12 protein-coding genes are annotated in these 16,932 nt (G+C 64.5%); 7 read left to right on the forward strand and 5 right to left on the reverse strand.

Annotated features, from left to right (window positions below; all coding sequences use genetic code 11):
* Positions 1-7: 7 nt before the first annotated feature.
* Positions 8-1,015, forward strand: a complete 1,008-nt coding sequence (locus D2V17_RS13570) for a type II secretion system F family protein (RefSeq protein WP_119593342.1) — start codon at positions 8-10, stop codon at positions 1,013-1,015.
* Positions 1,016-1,042: 27 nt separating this feature from the next.
* On the opposite strand, the gene D2V17_RS13575 is transcribed toward D2V17_RS13570, so the two are convergent.
* The gene (locus tag D2V17_RS13575; RefSeq protein WP_245978717.1) at positions 1,043-1,513 is read right to left on the reverse strand and encodes a MarR family winged helix-turn-helix transcriptional regulator; all 471 of its coding nucleotides are present in this window, start codon (positions 1,511-1,513) and stop codon (positions 1,043-1,045) included.
* Positions 1,514-1,578: 65 nt separating this feature from the next.
* Positions 1,579-2,481 carry an S-methyl-5'-thioadenosine phosphorylase gene (gene mtnP / locus D2V17_RS13580; protein ID WP_245978718.1) on the reverse strand — a complete coding sequence of 301 codons (903 nt, stop codon included), beginning with the start codon at positions 2,479-2,481 and terminating at the stop codon, positions 1,579-1,581.
* Between the two features lie 320 nt (positions 2,482-2,801).
* On the opposite strand from mtnP, the gene D2V17_RS13585 reads away from it, so the two are divergent.
* Positions 2,802-5,981, forward strand: coding sequence for a TonB-dependent receptor (locus tag D2V17_RS13585; protein ID WP_119593345.1), 3,180 nt, complete (start codon positions 2,802-2,804; stop codon positions 5,979-5,981).
* Between the two features lie 122 nt (positions 5,982-6,103).
* Here the strand turns inward: D2V17_RS13585 and clpB are convergent, their stop codons facing one another.
* Entirely contained in the window at positions 6,104-8,683 is a 2,580-nt protein-coding gene (gene clpB, locus D2V17_RS13590; RefSeq protein WP_119593346.1) for an ATP-dependent chaperone ClpB, read from the reverse strand.
* Positions 8,684-8,976: 293 nt separating this feature from the next.
* Between clpB and D2V17_RS13595 the strand changes: the two genes are divergently transcribed.
* Together D2V17_RS13595 and D2V17_RS13600 are read left to right on the forward strand one after the other, a co-directional pair.
* A complete protein-coding gene (locus D2V17_RS13595; RefSeq protein WP_245978719.1) occupies positions 8,977-9,564 on the forward strand; it encodes a class I SAM-dependent methyltransferase in 588 nt (195 codons plus the stop codon).
* Between the two features lie 54 nt (positions 9,565-9,618).
* Positions 9,619-10,221, forward strand: a complete 603-nt coding sequence (locus D2V17_RS13600) for a DUF962 domain-containing protein (protein WP_119593348.1) — start codon at positions 9,619-9,621, stop codon at positions 10,219-10,221.
* Between the two features lie 116 nt (positions 10,222-10,337).
* Here the strand turns inward: D2V17_RS13600 and D2V17_RS13605 are convergent, their stop codons facing one another.
* Complete coding sequence (locus D2V17_RS13605) at positions 10,338-10,637, reverse strand: GIY-YIG nuclease family protein (protein ID WP_119593349.1); 300 nt, start codon at positions 10,635-10,637, stop codon at positions 10,338-10,340.
* Positions 10,638-10,692: 55 nt separating this feature from the next.
* Positions 10,693-12,345 carry an aminotransferase class III-fold pyridoxal phosphate-dependent enzyme gene (locus D2V17_RS13610; protein WP_119593350.1) on the reverse strand — a complete coding sequence of 551 codons (1,653 nt, stop codon included), beginning with the start codon at positions 12,343-12,345 and terminating at the stop codon, positions 10,693-10,695.
* A gap of 66 nt (positions 12,346-12,411) precedes the next feature.
* On the opposite strand from D2V17_RS13610, the gene asd reads away from it, so the two are divergent.
* The 3 genes from asd (at position 12,412) to D2V17_RS13625 (ending at position 16,833) form a co-directional block, all read left to right on the forward strand.
* A complete protein-coding gene (asd, locus tag D2V17_RS13615) occupies positions 12,412-13,248 on the forward strand; it encodes an archaetidylserine decarboxylase (RefSeq protein ID WP_220474121.1) in 837 nt (278 codons plus the stop codon).
* 253 nt (positions 13,249-13,501) lie between these two features.
* Positions 13,502-16,372 carry a M16 family metallopeptidase gene (locus D2V17_RS13620; RefSeq protein WP_119593352.1) on the forward strand — a complete coding sequence of 957 codons (2,871 nt, stop codon included), beginning with the start codon at positions 13,502-13,504 and terminating at the stop codon, positions 16,370-16,372.
* Between the two features lie 155 nt (positions 16,373-16,527).
* The gene (locus D2V17_RS13625) at positions 16,528-16,833 is read left to right on the forward strand and encodes a lipocalin/fatty acid-binding family protein (protein WP_119593353.1); all 306 of its coding nucleotides are present in this window, start codon (positions 16,528-16,530) and stop codon (positions 16,831-16,833) included.
* The last annotated feature ends 99 nt before the right edge of the window (positions 16,834-16,932 follow it).

Consider the following 16,932-nt stretch of genomic DNA (forward strand, 5'->3'; position numbering starts at 1 on the left):
AAGGCACATGTCACAGGGCGGACCCACCCTCCTCGGCGTCGACATCATTCTGGTCGGCTCGGTGCTTGCGGCCATCGCCGCGATGGCGGTGATCTTCGCGATCTACACCGCCATCACCGTGAAAGACCCGATGGCCAAGCGCGTGAAGGCGCTCAACGCCCGGCGCGACGAGCTGAAGTCGGGCATGATGTCGCACAGCTCGCGCAAGCGGCAGAGCCTCGTGCGCCGCTCCGACACCACCGACAGGATGAAAGACACCCTGCAGGGCATGAAGGTGCTGCAGGAAAGCCAGGTCAAGGACATCCAGCAGAAGCTGGCGCAGGCGGGCTACCGCAACAAGGAGCTGGCGGTCGTCATTATCTTTGCCCGCATGGTGCTGCCGATCGTGCTTGGCCTGATCGGCGTGGTGATGTTCTACTGGTCCGACATGTTCCCCGACTGGGGCAGCTTCAAGCGCTTCCTCGGCTTCGCGGGGCTGGTGATCCTCGGCTACAAGGGCCCCGAACTGTACATTTCGAACATCGCCGCCAAGCGGACCAAGGCGATCCAGAAGGGCCTGCCCGACGCGCTCGACCTGCTGGTGATCTGCGCCGAGGCCGGCCTCACGGTCGATGCCGCGTTCAACCGCGTCGCCCGCGAACTGGGCCGCGCCTATCCCGAACTGGGCGACGAATTCGCGCTGACCGCGATCGAGCTGTCGTTCCTCACCGAGCGCCGTCAGGCCTTCGAGAACTTCGCCTATCGCGTCGACCTCGATGCGGTGCGCGGGGTGGTCACAACCATGGTGCAGACCGAACGCTACGGTACGCCGCTCGCCTCGGCGCTGCGCGTGCTCTCGGCCGAATTCCGCAACGAACGGATGATGCGCGCAGAAGAAAAAGCGGCCCGCCTGCCCGCGATCATGACCGTGCCGCTGATCATGTTCATCCTGCCGGTGCTGTTCATCGTGATTCTCGGCCCGGCGGCCTGTTCGATCGCCGATGCCTTCTCGGGCGGCGGACCGGGCGCCAACTAGCGACCCCGCCCCGCGCGGCAGGGACGGCTATTCGATCCCGAAGTTGTCGCTCACGATATCGTCGGCATCGACGATCTCGGACTGCCGGTGCAGCCGGTCGAGCATCGCGCGGAAGGTGTCGAGTTCGGCATCGCTGAACCCGGCGCAGATGCGCCGCTCCATCTCGCGCGCGAGCGGCATGATCTGCCCGTGCATCTCGCGCCCCGAGGCAGTCAGATCGAGCAGGTGCGAACGGCCGTCCTGCGCGTTGGGCGTACGCTCCACCAGCCCGCGATCTTCCAGCACCTTGCAGGCCCGGTTCACCGCCACCTTGTCCATCAGCGAGAGCCGGGTGAGATCGCGCTGGGTAATCGTGCCGAAATCGCCCAGCAGCGCCATCACCCGCCATTCGGGCACCGAAAGCCCCCAACGGGCGCGATATTCCTGCGCGATCCTGCCGCTCACCGCATTCGAGGCGATGGAGAGCTGATAGGGCAGAAACCGAGCGAGAGGAGCCATTTGTTGCATAGGCAACTATCCTTCAACAACTTGCGCAAAATTGCAAGTATCGCTCGTAAGGTGTCTCAATCCGGCAATGTCTGGAACAATCGCCCGGCCACGGCATCGAGCCTTGCCGCCCCGCTTTTCCGCAGGTTTTCGCGGGCCGAAACGATAGCGGTATCAAGCACGGTATCGATCGGGCTGGCCGGGCGCGTTTCGGGCAGCAGACCGGCCAGTCCGGCGATCAGCGCGCGGGCCTTGTCGGCATTGGCGTGCATCACTTTGAGGATTTCGGCGATATCCACATCGGCGTTGCTTTCGCGCCAGCAGTCGTAGTCGGTGACCATGCCGACCAGTGCATAGGGCAGCTCGGCTTCGCGGGCGAGCCGCGCCTCGGGCATGGCGGTCATGCCGATCACCTGCCCGCCCCACTGGCGATACATGTGGCTTTCAGCGCGGGTCGAGAACTGCGGCCCTTCGATGGCGACATAGGTGCCGCCCGTATGGACCCTGGCCCCCGCCTTGTCCGCCGCCGCGCCCGCCAGTTGCGACAGGCGCGGGCAGACCGGATCGGCGAGCGGCACATGGGCGACGACGCCCTCCCCGAAGAAGCTGCGCTCGCGACCCAGCGTGCGGTCGATCAACTGGTCGACCACCACGAAATCGCCCGGTGCCATCTCTTCGGCGAGCGAGCCGATGGCGCTGATCGCCAGCACATCGGTCACTCCGCAGCGCTTGAGCGCGTCGATATTGGCGCGATAGTTGATCTCGGACGGAGCCAGCCGGTGCCCAGTGCCATGGCGGGCGATGAAACTGAACCGGACGCCGCCGACATAGCCGGTGGTGATGGGACCGGACGGCTCACCAAAGGCGCTGGCGACGCGGATTTCCTGCGCCTCTTCGAGCACACCGTGTTCATAGAGGCCCGAACCGCCGATGACGCCGATGTGCCACCTGGCGTCGGGCTTGGTTGTCGTGTCGGGCACAGTATTCTCCAGTCTGACTTCGGGGTGGCGAAAGAGTGACACTGGCATAGCCGTCGCCGTGGTCGGCTTTCCAGCGCGTTTTGGCGAGGGGAAAGACAGGCGTGCCGTGCACGTGCTAACATTGTGGTGAATCTGCAACAGATCCGGAGCAATCTTGCAGTGCGGCATGATATAAATTGAAACTAAACCGTTATTAACGCAATCCCCCGTATATGTGAACGACACCTGACTGATCGCCACGCAACAGAGTTGCGGCCGAAACAGCAGCGATTCACGTTATTCGGGTCACAATTCTGGCCGCTTACTAGGGACTGCAACCTGTGAAGCTTCAAACCATCCTCAAGGGCGCCAGCGCGCCGATTGCTCTTTCCGTCGCACTGATGGCTTCGCCGTCTTTCGCGCAGGACAGTGAAGCATCGACCACCGTCGTCGAAGAAGAGAGCGTCATCACCGTTACCGGCTCGCGCCTACGCAAGCCGGAACTCGAATCGACCGTTCCGGTCACGAACTTCGGTGGCGACCAGATTTACAAGCGTTCCAGCCCCAACATCGGTGAAGCGCTCAACAGCCTGCCCGCGCTGCGCAGCACCTATTCGCAGTCCAACCCGGATCTCGGGATCGGCGTGGCCGGCCTGAACCTGGTTGACCTTCGCGGTCTCGGAGCCCAGCGCACGCTGGTGCTCGTGAACGGTCGCCGCCATGTGCCGAGCGATCTTCAGGTCACCGCATCGGCAGTCGACATCAACACCATTCCCAGCGCCCTCGTCGAACGCGTCGAGATCGTGACCGGCGGCAACTCAGCCATTTATGGTTCGGACGCCATCGCCGGTGTTGTGAACTTCGTCATGAAGGAAGACTACGAAGGCGTGAACGTCCGCGCCGGCATCGGTATGCCCGAATTCGGCGCCGGCTCGAACCAATATGTGTCGGCCATCGCCGGCAGCAATTTCGCTGGCGGACGCGGCAACGTCACGCTGGCGCTTGAGTACACGAACCAGGATCGTGTCTTCGCATCGGACGTGCCGTGGCGCCGGAAGAACTCCGGCTGGGCAACTGTTGACGTGGATACCGACTCGCCAAGTGATGGGATTCCCGATCGTCGTTTCTACGATGATCGGCGCGGTGCCACCATCTCGCGTTATGGCCTCGTGCCCTTCCTGCAGCCTGCGCCCAAAGCGGCTTGCGGCGGCACTTCGCTGACTGGTGCAGCCTTCAACTGCGATTACATTTTCCAGCCTGACGGCACCCTCGTGCCCGTTACTTTCGACGAACGTCTGGGTACTGGTACCTTCGGCACCTACATTGGTGGCAACGCGGACACCGGCCAGGAAGGCCGCCAGGTCTCGGTTTACCCCGAAAGCCATCGTTACGTCGCCAATCTGTTCGCCAAGTACGAAATCAGCCCGGCCGCCGAGCTGTTCCTGGAAGGCAAGTACGTTCGCGCTGAAGCCACCGGCTCCAACTCGGGCCCGGCGTTCAACCAAGGCCAGTACATCACCTTCAACGATGATCGTGCACGCCTGCGCCTCGATAACCCGTTCCTGAGCGGGCAGGCTCGTCAGATCATCTCCGAACAGCTGATCGCTTCAGGTCTGCACAACGATCTGGTGCCGGTTTTCGGCGCCCTCGGGGCCGATGATCTGGCTGCAATCGCCGATGGAAGCTATCGCTTCGCCATCGCCAAGAGCTTCGAGGATCTGGGCATCCGCGACGAAGATGCAGTGCGCGAAACCTATCGTGCCGTTGTCGGCGTCCGCGGCGATCTCAGCTCCAACCTCAACTACGAAGTTGCAGCTACCTACGGTCGCACCAACGAGGCCATCAGGGTTCTTGGCAACGTCAACGTGCAGCGCCTGATGATGGCGCTTGATGCGGGGGTCAATCCGGCCACCGGGAACATCGAGTGTCGCGCCAAGTTCGACCCGAGCGCGGCCTTCGTATCGCCCGACGTCGATGCCGATGGCGGTGCGGCAACGCTTGCTGGCGATATCGCCGCCTGCGTGCCCTACAACCCGTTCGGCATGCCGGACAATGCAGCGGCAGCCAATTACATTGTCTCCAATGCGGGCAACAAGGGCCATCTGGAGCAGATCGACGTTCAGGCATTCATCGCTGGTGACACCGGCCAGTTCTTCGAACTGCCCGGCGGCCCGGTGGCCTTCGCGATCGGTGCCGAATACCGCCGCGAGAACGCCTACTTCAAGGCGGACGACATCATCAACTCGGGGCTGACCTTCGCCAACGCGTTGCAGACCTTCGATCCGGATCCCACCGAAGTGAAGGAAGTGTTCGGCGAACTCGACCTTCCGCTGCTCAGCAACAAACCCTTCTTCGAAGAGCTCGGCCTGACCGCAGCCGGTCGTCTGTCCGACTATGGCGGCGCCACGGGTACGGTCTTCGCGTGGAACATTGGCGGTTGCTGGTCGCCGGTGCGCGACATCATCTTCCGGGCCAACTACGGCAAGGCGGTGCGTGCTCCGAACTACACCGAGACGCAGTCTCCCCTGACGCAGAACTTCGCTACGATGGAAGACCCCTGTGCGCCTGCGCGTATCAACGCCAACCCGAACCGTGCAGCCAACTGCGCGGCTGCTCTGGGCGCGAATCTCGACAACCCGGCTTACCAGAACTTCGTCGCAGGCCAGTACTCGCTTGAAACTCTGTCGGGTGCCAACCCGCTTCTCACCGAAGAGAGCTCGAAGTCGCTGACCGTCGGTGCGGTGTTCCAGCCGCGCTGGGTTCCGGGGCTGGCAATCACGGTCGATTATTACGACATCGACGTGACCGACGTGATTGTGAACGTGGGTGCCCAGACCATCGTGGACCAATGCTACGATCTGCCGACGCTCGACAACCAGTTCTGTGCCCAGTTCAAGCGTAACAACACCTCGGAACTCGGCCCGAATGGCGAACAGCCCGGCACGATCATCAAGCAGTCGCTCATCGAAGGTCCGCTCAACTTCGCGCGGCGCCAGCGTCGCGGCATCGATTTTGACGTGCAGTACAACTACGAAGTTGCTCCCAACGTCTTCATCAACAGCCGTGCTTATTACACGCACACGCTGAAGGTCGCCAACTACACCGATCCGGTGAACCCGGCATTCGTGAACATCTTCCGCGGTGGGCTGGGTGATCCGATCGACGAGGTGGTGTTCGATCTCGACGTGACCTTCAACAACTTCACGGTTGGCTATGGCGCTCACTACATCGGCCCGATGTATCTGGGTGACTATGAGTTCTACAACTCGATGAACGGCAATCCGCCGACCAACCCCGACGCGTACCCGCGGCAGAAGTACCCCTCGGTGCTGTACCACGATGTGCGCCTGGCTCTGAAGGCTGACAAGCTCGGCCCGGCAACTTCGGGTGAGTTCTTCATCGGTGTCGACAACCTGTTCGACAAGCACCCGCCGCTCGGTGCCACCGGCCTGACAGAGAACAGCGCGATCTTCGACGTGTGGGGCCGCCGCTTCTACGCCGGGTTCAGCCTGGACTTCTAAGCGAGATTTCCTGTCAAGGCAGGCAAAGAAAGAGGGGCGGAAGGTTCAGACCTTCCGCCCCTCTTCTCGTTTGCGGCGGCGGCCGCGATGGGGCCGTCCGCCGCTCTTCTATTCAAGCTTGATCAGACGACGCTCAACACCAGCTCGCCCTCACCCTCGTCGACCTTCACCGTCGAGCCATCGGGCACCTTCCCGGCAAGGATCATCTCAGCGAGCGGGTCCTGCAAATACCGCTGTACCGCCCGCTTCAAGGGCCGCGCACCATAAACCGGATCGTACCCCACCCGGCCCAGCCACCTGAGGCCCGCCTCGGTCAGGTCGAGCGTCACCTTGCGCTCGTCGAGCAGCTTCTGCACCCGGCCGACCTGGATTTTCACAATCGGCGCCATGTGCTCCTGCCCCAGACGGTGGAACAGGATGATCTCATCCAGCCGGTTCAGGAACTCGGGGCGGAAATGCGCCCGCACCGTCTCCATCACCTGCGGCTCCACGTCCGCCACCTTCTGATCGTCGCCCAGGTTCGACAGGTACTGGCTGCCGAGGTTGCTGGTGAGGATGATCAGCGTGTTCGAGAAATCGACCTGCCGCCCCTGCCCGTCGGTCAGCCGCCCGTCGTCGAGCACCTGCAACAGCACGTTGAACACATCGGGATGGGCCTTCTCGACCTCGTCGAACAGCACCACCTGATAGGGCCGGCGCCGCACCGCCTCGGTCAGCACCCCGCCCTCGTCATAGCCGACATAGCCCGGAGGCGCGCCGATCAGGCGGCTCACCGCGTGCTTCTCCATGAACTCGCTCATGTCGATGCGCACCATCGCGTTGTCGTCGTCGAACAGGAAGGCGGCGAGCGCCTTGGTCAGCTCGGTCTTGCCGACGCCGGTGGGGCCGAGGAACAGGAAGCTGCCCAAAGGCCGCCCCGGATCCTGCAAGCCCGCCCGCGCCCGGCGCACGGCTTTCGACACGGCCTTCACCGCGTCCTCCTGCCCGATCACGCGCTGGCCGAGCACCGCTTCCATCTTCAGCAGCTTTTCGCGCTCGCCTTCGAGCATCTTCTCGATGGCGACCCCGGTCCAGCGGCTGACCACCGAGGCGATGTCGTCCTCGGTCACCTCTTCCTTGAGCAGGGCGTTCTGCGTCTGCCCCTCGGCTTCGGCGAGCTTCTTCTCCAGTTCGGGGATGCGCCCGTAAGACAGCTCCCCCGCCTTGGCGAGATCGCCCGCGCGCTGCGCCTGTTCGAGTTCGATCCGCGCCGCGTCCAGCTCTTCCTTGATCCGCGCCTCGGCGTGGATCTTGTCGCGCTCGTTCTGCCAGCGGGTGGTCAGCTCGGACGACTTCTGCTCCAGATTGGCCAGTTCCTCGCGCAGGCTGGCGAGCCGGTCCTTCGAAGCGGCATCGCTCTCCTTGGTCAGCGAGTGCTCCTCGATCTTCAACTGGATGATGCGCCGGTCGAGCCCCTCGATCTCCTCGGGCTTGCTCTCCACCTCCATGCGGATGCGGCTGGCGGCCTCGTCCATCAGGTCGATTGCCTTGTCGGGCAGGAAACGGTCGGTGATGTAGCGTTCGGACAGCTTCGCCGCCGCCACGATCGCGGCATCGGTGATGCGCACGCCGTGGTGCAGCTCGTACTTCTCCTTGATCCCACGCAGAATCGAGATCGTATCTTCCACCGAGGGTTCGTCCACGAACACCGGCTGGAACCGGCGCTGCAAGGCGGCGTCCTTCTCGACATACTTCTGGTATTCGTCGAGCGTGGTCGCGCCGATGCAGTGCAGCTCCCCCCGGGCGAGCGCGGGCTTCAACAGGTTGCCCGCATCCATCGAGCCTTCCGACGCGCCCGCGCCGATCAGCGTGTGCATCTCGTCGATGAACAGGATGATCTGGCCATTGGCGCCCTTCACCTCGTCGAGCACCGACTTCAGCCGCTCCTCGAACTCGCCGCGATACTTCGCGCCCGCGATCATCGAGCCCAAGTCGAGGCTCATCAGCGTGCGGTCCTTGAGGCTGTCGGGCACGTCGCCATTGGCGATGCGCAGCGCGAGGCCTTCGGCGATGGCGGTCTTGCCGGTGCCGGGTTCGCCAATCAGCACGGGGTTGTTCTTGGTGCGGCGAGCGAGGATCTGCACCGTGCGGCGGATTTCCTCGTCGCGCCCGATCACCGGGTCGAGCTTGCCGTCCTTGGCCGCCTGCGTCAGGTCGCGGGCGTACTTCTTCATCGCGTCATAGGCGCTTTCGGCAGAGGCGGTGTCGGCGGTGCGCCCGCCGCGCAGCTCGTTGATCGCGGCGTTGAGCGCCTCCGCCGTCAGCCCCGCATCGGCCAGCGCCTTGCCTGCGGCGGTGGTCTTGGCCAGCGCCAGCGCCATCAGCAGCCGCTCGACCGTGACATATTCGTCGCCCGCCTTCTGCGCGACCTGCTCGGCCTGGTCGAGCACGCGCACGGCATCGTTGTCGAGCCCCGGCGTCTGCTGCGCCCCGCTGCCCGAAACGGCGGGATGCTTGGCCAGCGCCGCATCGACCGCGTCGACCGCGCGCGCGGGATTGCCCCCGGCGCGCTGGATCAGCCCGGCGGCCATGCCCTCGCTGTCTTCGAGCAAGGCCTTGAGAATGTGGTCCGGGCTGATGCGCTGGTGGTTCATGCGGATCGCCACGGTCTGCGCGCTTTGCAGGAACCCGCGCGCGCGGTCGGTGAATTTTTCGAGATTCATGGTGTACCCCTAATCCTTTCTCCGCCGAGATAGTGTTGCATAATGGCAACACAAGCCCGAGGCGCAAATAAATGTCCCGGCTCTATTTGGGGAGCGCGATGGCGGGGTAAAGCCCCGCAGGCGCGCTTGTCGCATAAGAGCCCTATCGCATTCTTGTGATGGTCATATTTTCGTCTCCCAGCTGAAACGTAAGGCCCGCATAGCGCCCCCTTATGGCTAGCACAGCACAACCCGCAGACCTCCAGACCACCTCGGTCACCGCCGCCTACGATCGCTGGGCCCCGGTTTATGATATGGTGTTCGGCAAGGTCTTTACCGAAGGCCGTTCCGACGCGATCCGCGCCGCCGAAGCAGCGCTCCCCGAAGGTGGACGCGTGCTTGAGGTGGGCGTCGGCACGGGCATTTCCCTGCCGCACTATCAGCGCAGCACGCGGCTGGTGGCTGTCGATCTTTCCGATGCGATGCTCGACAAGGCGCGCGCGCGCAAGGCGCGGCTGGAGCTCGACAATGTCGAGGACATCCAGGTGATGGACGCCGAGGCCATGCGCTTTGAAGACGACAGCTTCGAAGTAGTGATGGCGCAGTACATCATCACCTCTTGCCCCAACCCCGAGCGCGCGCTCGACGAATTCGTGCGCGTTGCCAAGCCCGGCGGCGATATCATCATCACCACCCGCATCGGCGCGAACCTCGGCCTGCGCGGGCGGATCGAGAAGTTCCTGATGCCGCTCACCACGAAGCTGGGGTTCCGCACAGAATTTCCTTATACTCGTTATGAGAATTGGGCTAAGATGAACGGACGTGTTGAGTTGGTGGAGAACACAAGTTTGCCACCTCTTGGACACTTTTCCATGTTGAGATACCGCAAACTGGCGGAATGACTTAAAATCTCCTTGTCATAACCTGGACACGGATATTCGGACGGAGTGCAAAGAATGACCGGTTTTCGCGAACAACTGCGCGAACAGCGCTGGGACGACCACCGCTACTATCACCAGTCGATCATCAATCAGGCGCTGCACTTCTTCAGCGCCTGCACCTTCCTGCTGAGCTATGTGCTGGTATGGAACTACCCCTGGCTGGCCGCGCTGCTCGCATGGGGCTTTGCGATGGTCAGCCGGCAGGCCGGGCACTTCTTCTTCGAGCCGAAGGGTTATGACCACGTCAACGAGGCGACGCACGAGCACAAGGAAGAGATCAAGGTTGGCTACAACCTGTTCCGCAAGGTGATCCTGATGGGCCTGTGGGCGATCTCGCCTGTGGTGCTCTATGTCTATCCGAGCTTCTTCGGCCTGTTTTCCGAGCCCTTCACCACGGCGCGGACGTTCTTCGAGAATCTGGGCATGATCTGGCTGGGCCTTGGCGTGGGCGCGCTGGTGTTCCGCATGGTGCAGCTGTTCTTCATCCGCGATGTGGAGACCGGCATCGTGTGGGTGACGAAGATCATCACCGACCCCTTCACCGACTTCAAACTTTACATGAAGGCGCCCGGTGAATGCGCGAAGGCGGCGGTGGCCTGGCGGCCGTCGCGGGGGTGATTTCCCGGCTGAGTTAGCGAATTGAGAGGCCGGGGCGCTGAGGGGGCGCTCCGGCTCTTTATACGCACTGCCTCCACCCACTTCGTCACCCCGGGCTTGACCCGGGGTCCCGCTCCTTACACGAGCAAGTCGAACAGATCGCGCCAATCCGGGTTAGCCTGCTCAATCAGCGCGAACTTCCAATCACGCCGCCAGCGCTTCACGCGCTTTTCGTGGGTGATGCAGTTGCCGATGGTGTCGCCACGTTCGGCCCATACCAGCCGCTTGAGACCATAACGCGCGCAAAAGTCCGATCCAACGCCCCGCCGGTGTTGGTCGATGCGCGAGGCGAGATCGGCGGTCATGCCAACATACATGGCACCGCGATAGCGGTCGGCCATGATGTAAACCCAGCCGCCTTTCTGCTCACGATCCATTGCGCGAGTTCAAGGGAAGCGGGACCCCGGGTCAAGCCCGGGGTAACGGAGCGGCTTAGCTTCGCCCCATTTTCGCCCGCAAACTCTCGCGCAAAATCTGCCGCTTCAGGTCCTTGTTCGTCACGCCGTCTCCACTCCACGCCCAGCCGTCAGCCTCGAACGCCCGGGCCGCCGCGACATAGCGGTCCGCCACTTCGCCGAACTCCGCATCGCCATAGGCAAAGGAGAAGATGAACCGCCCCGAGCCGGTCCAGCCGGTCGCGAGGCCCTCGGCGCGCAGATAGAACTGGAACATCCAGTTGTAGCGCGACGGCCTGGTGTAAAACGTGCTCCACACCGTACCGAGATTGCTCACGCACGGACTCAAACCCTCGGCCTCCAACCGCGTATTCAGCGCTTCGGCGCGCGCGTTCCACTTCTCGTCCACGCCCGCGTAGGCCGCATCGGCCTCGGCGCTGGCGTGCCATTGCAGGAACTGGTCCATCGCCCCCATCACGCTGGGGTGCGAGTTGAAGGTTCCGCGCGCGAAGCAGATGTCGGCGGGGCGGTCGTCGCGAAAACGCTTCATCAGATCGGCGCGCCCGCACAGCACACCCACCGGATAGCCCCCGCCCAAAGTCTTGCCGTAGGTCACCAGATCGCCCTGCACGCCGAAATATTCGCTCGCGCCGTGTTTCGCGAGGCGGAAGCCGGTGAAGACCTCGTCGATGATCAGCACCACGCCCGCCCTGGTGCAGACCTCGCGCAGCCGCGCCAGCCAGGCCGAATAGGCAGCCCGGTCTACCCCGGCGCGGCGGCTAGAATCGACCAACGCCGAATCGCCCGGAGCGTTCGCATTCGGGTGCATCGCCTGCAACGGATTGACCAGCACGCAGGCAATGTCCTTGCGGCTCGCCAGCACCTTGAGCGTCTGCTCGCTCATATCGGCCAAGGTGAGCGTGCGGTCAGCCGAGACGGGGTTGCCCACCCCCGGCTGCACGTCGCCCCACCAGCCGTTGTAGCTGCCGGCAAAGCGCACGATCCGCTGGCGCCCGGTGTGATACTGCGCCAGCCGCACCGCCTGCATCACCGCCTCGGTGCCCGACATGTGGAAGCTCACCGCATCGAGCCCGCTGATCGTCTTCAGCCGTTTCACATTCTCGGCCACCACCGGGTGCAGCCCGCCCAGCACCGGACCGAGCGCCGCCACCGTCTCCTCACCGCGCTGCATGAACGCCTTGTAGGCATCGGTGCCGAGCAGGTTCACGCCATAGGAACCGCCGAGGTCGTAAAACCGATTGTCGTCGAGGTCGGTCAGCATGACCCCGTCGCTGGCGGCGTAAAAGTTGCCCGAGGCCAGGGCCTCGCGCACCACGCGGCTGAATGGGAACGGCACCCGGTAGGTACCGGTGAAGGCGATGTCAGGGATAGAGTCGCGCATTTCCGCCGAGGCCGCCGCGCTCTTGGGAAACCGCTCCTTGAACAGGGCAGAGAGCCGCGTGAACCCAGCCTCACGCTGCGCCACCACGTCGGCAGGCGCGCCATCGGCGGCGAAAAACTGGTCGCGGTCGAAATCATAGAACGGGAGCATCCGGCTCATCCGCTTGGCCATGCGCACGTGGCCGACCAATCCCTTGTGCTTGGCCCGGCTCAGTTGCAGCCGCTTGGGCAGCTTCACCGCAAGCACCGCGACGGCAGCGGCACCGGCAAGCCATGGGGCGATTGTCATACGCGTTCCTTATTCGTGGTCTTAAGGCGAATCCCAATGGGGTCGCGCCCTTGCAATCGGACATTTATGAGTCAGGCATATGTCAATTTCCTGCTGACCAACCGAATCCCGCGCCACGCGCTGACGCGGTTCATGGGCTGGTTCAGCAAGATCGAGTTTGCCCCCGTGCGGATCGTGTCGATCGCGCTGTGGAAGGCGTTTTGTGCGGTCGACATGAGCGACAGCAAGGAGACCCGCTTCACCAGCCTGCATCAGGCCTTCATCCGCCAATTGAAGGACGGCGCGCGCCCGATCGACCCCGATCCCGCCACGCTCACCAGCCCGTGCGATGCGATTGTCGGCGCGTTCGGAAGGGTGGAGCGCGGGATGGCCTTGCAGGTGAAGGGCATGCCCTATCCCGTCGCCGACCTGTTCGGCTCAGCCGACGAGGCCGCCGCGTTCGAAGGCGGCTGGTATGTCACCTTGCGGCTGACAGCGGGGATGTACCACCGCTTCCACGCCCCGCACGACGTGGTGGCCGAGCAGTTGCGCTACATTTCGGGCGACACCTGGAACGTGAACCCGCCCACCCTCGCCCGGATCGAGCGATTGTTCTGCCGCAACGAACGCGCCCCGCTCACCGTGCGGATGCAGGCAACCGGCGAGCGCGTGGTGTTGGTGCCGGTGGCGGCGGTGCTGGTCGCCTCGATCCGGCTGCCATGGCTGGACGAGCGCTTTTCGATCCGCCGCGGCGGCGCGCGCACCGAGCCATTGGACCACGCCTTTGCCAAGGGCGAGGAAATGGGCTGGTTCGAGCATGGCAGCACGATTGTGGTCTTTGCCCCATCGGCCTGGGCTCCGGTGGCGGGGCTTGAGACGGGGCGGACGATCCGGCTGGGGGAGCCGTTGTTACAGCGGCTTTAGATCGTTTGGGGCGCTCGCAGAGGCGCAGAGGCGCAGAGGAGTCTGGTCCTGCGCCGCAGGCTTTCAATTTGTTCGCGCAGAGAGCGCAGAGAGCGCAGAGGTGTTGGAGGGGCACGAAATCTCTGCGTCCTTTGCGATCTCTGCGCGAAAAACAATCTGCGCCTGCGGCGCGGACAAAAACTCTGCGCCTCTGCGCCTCTGCGAGCGCCCCAAACGCACTGGCATAGGCGACAAACCCTGCTATTGGTTTCGCATGAAAACTGTCTTCCGGCGCACGCTGCCGTTCGCTTTTCTCGCCCCCTTCGCGCTGGCCGCCAGCGCCACGCTCGCGCAGACCGCTCCACCGACCGCCGAAATCACCGCCCCGGGCGACACCTCGCTCACTGCGCTCGTCGATCAGGTGCAGATCCCCTACGAGCGCTTCACGCTCGAAAACGGCCTCACCACGCTGGTCCACACCGATCGCAAGGCGCCCATCGTCGGTGTCACCGTCTACTACCGCGTCGGTTCACGGCACGAACCGCGCGGACGCACCGGCTTTGCCCATCTGTTCGAACACCTGATGTTCGGCGGCAGCGAGAACGTCGAGAATTTCGACATCCCGCTCGAAGCCGCAGGCTCGACCTCCACCAATGGCTCCACCTGGTACGACCGCACCAACTATGTCGAAACCGTGCCCACCGGCGCGCTCGATCTGGCGCTGTTCATGGAGAGCGACCGCATGGGCTATCTGCTCGGCGCGGTCAGCCAGGAGAAGCTCGATAACCAGCGCATGGTGGTGCAGAACGAGAAGCGGCAGGGCGACAACCAGCCCTACGGCCTCGTCGATTATCTGATGGCCGATGGGATGCTCCCGGTCGGCCACCCCTATCGCCACGCCACCATCGGCTCGATGGCCGATCTCGAGGCCGCCAGCCTCACCGACGTGCAGGACTGGTTCCGCTCCAACTACGGCCCCAACAACGTGGTGCTGGTGCTGGCGGGCGATATCGACGCCGCCACCGCGCGCCCGATGGTCGAGCGTTGGTTCGGCGCCATCCCGCGCGGGCCCGAAGTGGCCGAGGCCCCCGGCGGCCCCGTAACGCTCGCCGCCCCGGTCAGGCAGGTGGTGACCGATCAGGTTCCGGCCACGCATATCTACCGCACCTGGACCGGGCCCGAAATGACCAGCCCGGATGCGATTCCGCTCACCGTGGGGATGTATATCCTCGGCGGCCTCGCCTCCTCGCGGCTCGACAACGCCATGGTGCGCGGCGACGAGATCGCCACCTCAGCCTCGGCCTATTCGCTCGGGTTCGAGAAGATGAGCCAGCTCATCACCATGGTCGAGGTGAAAGACGGGGTCGAACCCGAAGAGGCCGAAGCCAAGCTCGTCGCCGAGACCGAACGGCTGGTCACCGAAGGCCCCACCGCCGACGAACTCGAACGCGCGAAGACGACGCTCATCGCCTCCACCGTGGGCGGGCTGGAGCGCGTCGGCGGGTTCGGCGGCAAGGGCATGGTGCTGGCCGAGGGCGAACTCTACACCGGCGATGCCGATCACTACCGCAAGGAACTGGAGGCGATTGCCGCGCTCACGCCCGCGCAGGTGCAGGGCGCGCTTGAACGCTGGCTGTCGCGCCCGGCCTATACGCTCTCGGTGGTGCCCGGCCAGCGCACGCTCGATGGCGCGACCATGGGCGGCTGGGGCGACGAAGACCTCTCGCCCCCGCCCGCACCCGATGCCCGCGCCCCCGTCGAAGTCACCCGCACCGCCCCGCCACGCGAAGCCCCGCCGGTGCTGCCGGTGGGCGAACTGACCTTCCCTGCGGTCGAGCACGCCACGCTGTCGAACGGGATCGAGGTCGTGCTCGCGCGCCGCGAGGCCGTGCCGATGGTGTCCATGACGCTGACCTTTGCCGCCGGTTCGGTGGTCGATCCGGCCGATGCCGCCGGTCGTCACGAAACGATGATGGACCTCCTGACCGAGGGCACCACCACGCGCAGCGCGCTCGATATCGCCATCGCGCAGGAAGAGCTGGGCAGCTCGCTTAGCGCCGCTGCTGGCGTGGAGACCTCGCAGGTGACGCTCACCACGCTCACCAGCAACCTTGCCCCCTCGGTGGCACTGATGGCCGACGTAACGCTCAACCCCGCCTTCCGCGCCGAGGACGTCGCGCGGGTGAAGGAACAGCGGCTGGCCGAAATCGCGCAGGAGCTGGCCTCGCCCGGCAGCCTTGCAAGCAAGGCCTTCATGCCGCTGATTTACGGTGCGGACCACCCCTATGCCCACGCCTCGTCCTCGGGCGATGCTGCGGTGGTCGAGGCGCTGACCCCGGCGGTGCTCAAGGCCGAGCATGACCGCTGGCTGCGCCCCGACCTCGCGCAGATCACCGTCGTGGGCGATGTGTCGATGCCTGAGCTGGTCGCCGCGCTCGAAGCCGGGTTCGGCGGCTGGAAGGCCCCCGCAGCCCCCGCCCCGACCCGCCATATCGACGCCCCCGCCCCTGCCCCGCACGCGCAGATCGTCGGCGTTAACCGGCCCAATTCGCCATCAAGCTACCTGATGCTCGGCCGGGTCACGCCGCTGGTGGGCGAGCCCAATGGCATCGAGGTGATCGAGACCGCCAACGAAGTGCTCGGCGGCGGCTTCCTCTCGCGCCTGATGGGCGACCTGCGCGAAACCAAGGGCTGGACCTATGGCATCGGGTCGAGCATCCCCGCCGCCACCGGCCAGCGCCGCTTCACCATCGCCACGCAGGTGCAGGCCGACCGCACCGGCGATTCGATCGTCGCCATCGTCGATCAGCTCAAGGCTTTCCCGGCCACCGCGCCGGTCGATCCGGTCGAACTGCAACGCGTGACCGACGGCAACGTGCGCGGCCTGCCCAACCGCTTCGAGACCAACGGACAGGTACTCGGCGCGCTGGTCAGCAACCGCGTGCTTGGCCGCGACATCCGCTATCAGGCGCAGCTGCCCGACATTTATCGCGCGATGGACGCGGCCATCATCAACGCCGCCGCCGCGGACTATCTCACGCCCGACAACCTCACCATCGTGGTGGTGGGCGACCGCGAGACCGTCGCGCCGCAGCTCGAACAGCTCGGCATGGAGGTCACCTGGCTCGACGCCGAGGCGCTCTAGCGTCTGATGACATTGCATCGAAACCCAAAGCCCTTCCCCTGTGGGGAAGGGTTGGGATGGGGGTTCCACGCCAACCACCGTCGAGCCCCCCCAGCCCCTCCCCAAGGGGAGGGGAGCAGGGTATCATCAGGCTCTCAAAGCAAGGACAACAGACAATGTCAGTCGCCGGAACTTACGAATTCGCCGTGAACACCCCGATGGGCGCGCAGTCGGGGACCATGACCGTGGTGCCCGATGCCAGCGGCACCGCCTTCACCGGCGTGATCGACGGCTCGCTGGGCCATATCGAAGTGGAAGACGGCACCATCCTGGGCGACACGCTGACCTGGTCGATGCGCATGTCCTCGCCGATGCCGATGGGGCTCGATTGCGAGGCCGTGGTCAGCGGCGACAGCGTGGAAGGCAAGGTGCGCGCCGGGATCTTCGGCTCGATGGCACTGACCGGGCGCAAGATCGCCTAGCGCGGGATGACGCCTCACAAAGCCCTTCCCCTTGGGGAAGGGTTGGGATGGGGGGGCCACGCCAGCCAGCCTCGAGCCCCCACCCCCGGCCCCTCCCCA

The organism is Aurantiacibacter xanthus (assembly GCF_003584015.1).
Taxonomy (GTDB): domain Bacteria; phylum Pseudomonadota; class Alphaproteobacteria; order Sphingomonadales; family Sphingomonadaceae; genus Alteraurantiacibacter; species Alteraurantiacibacter xanthus.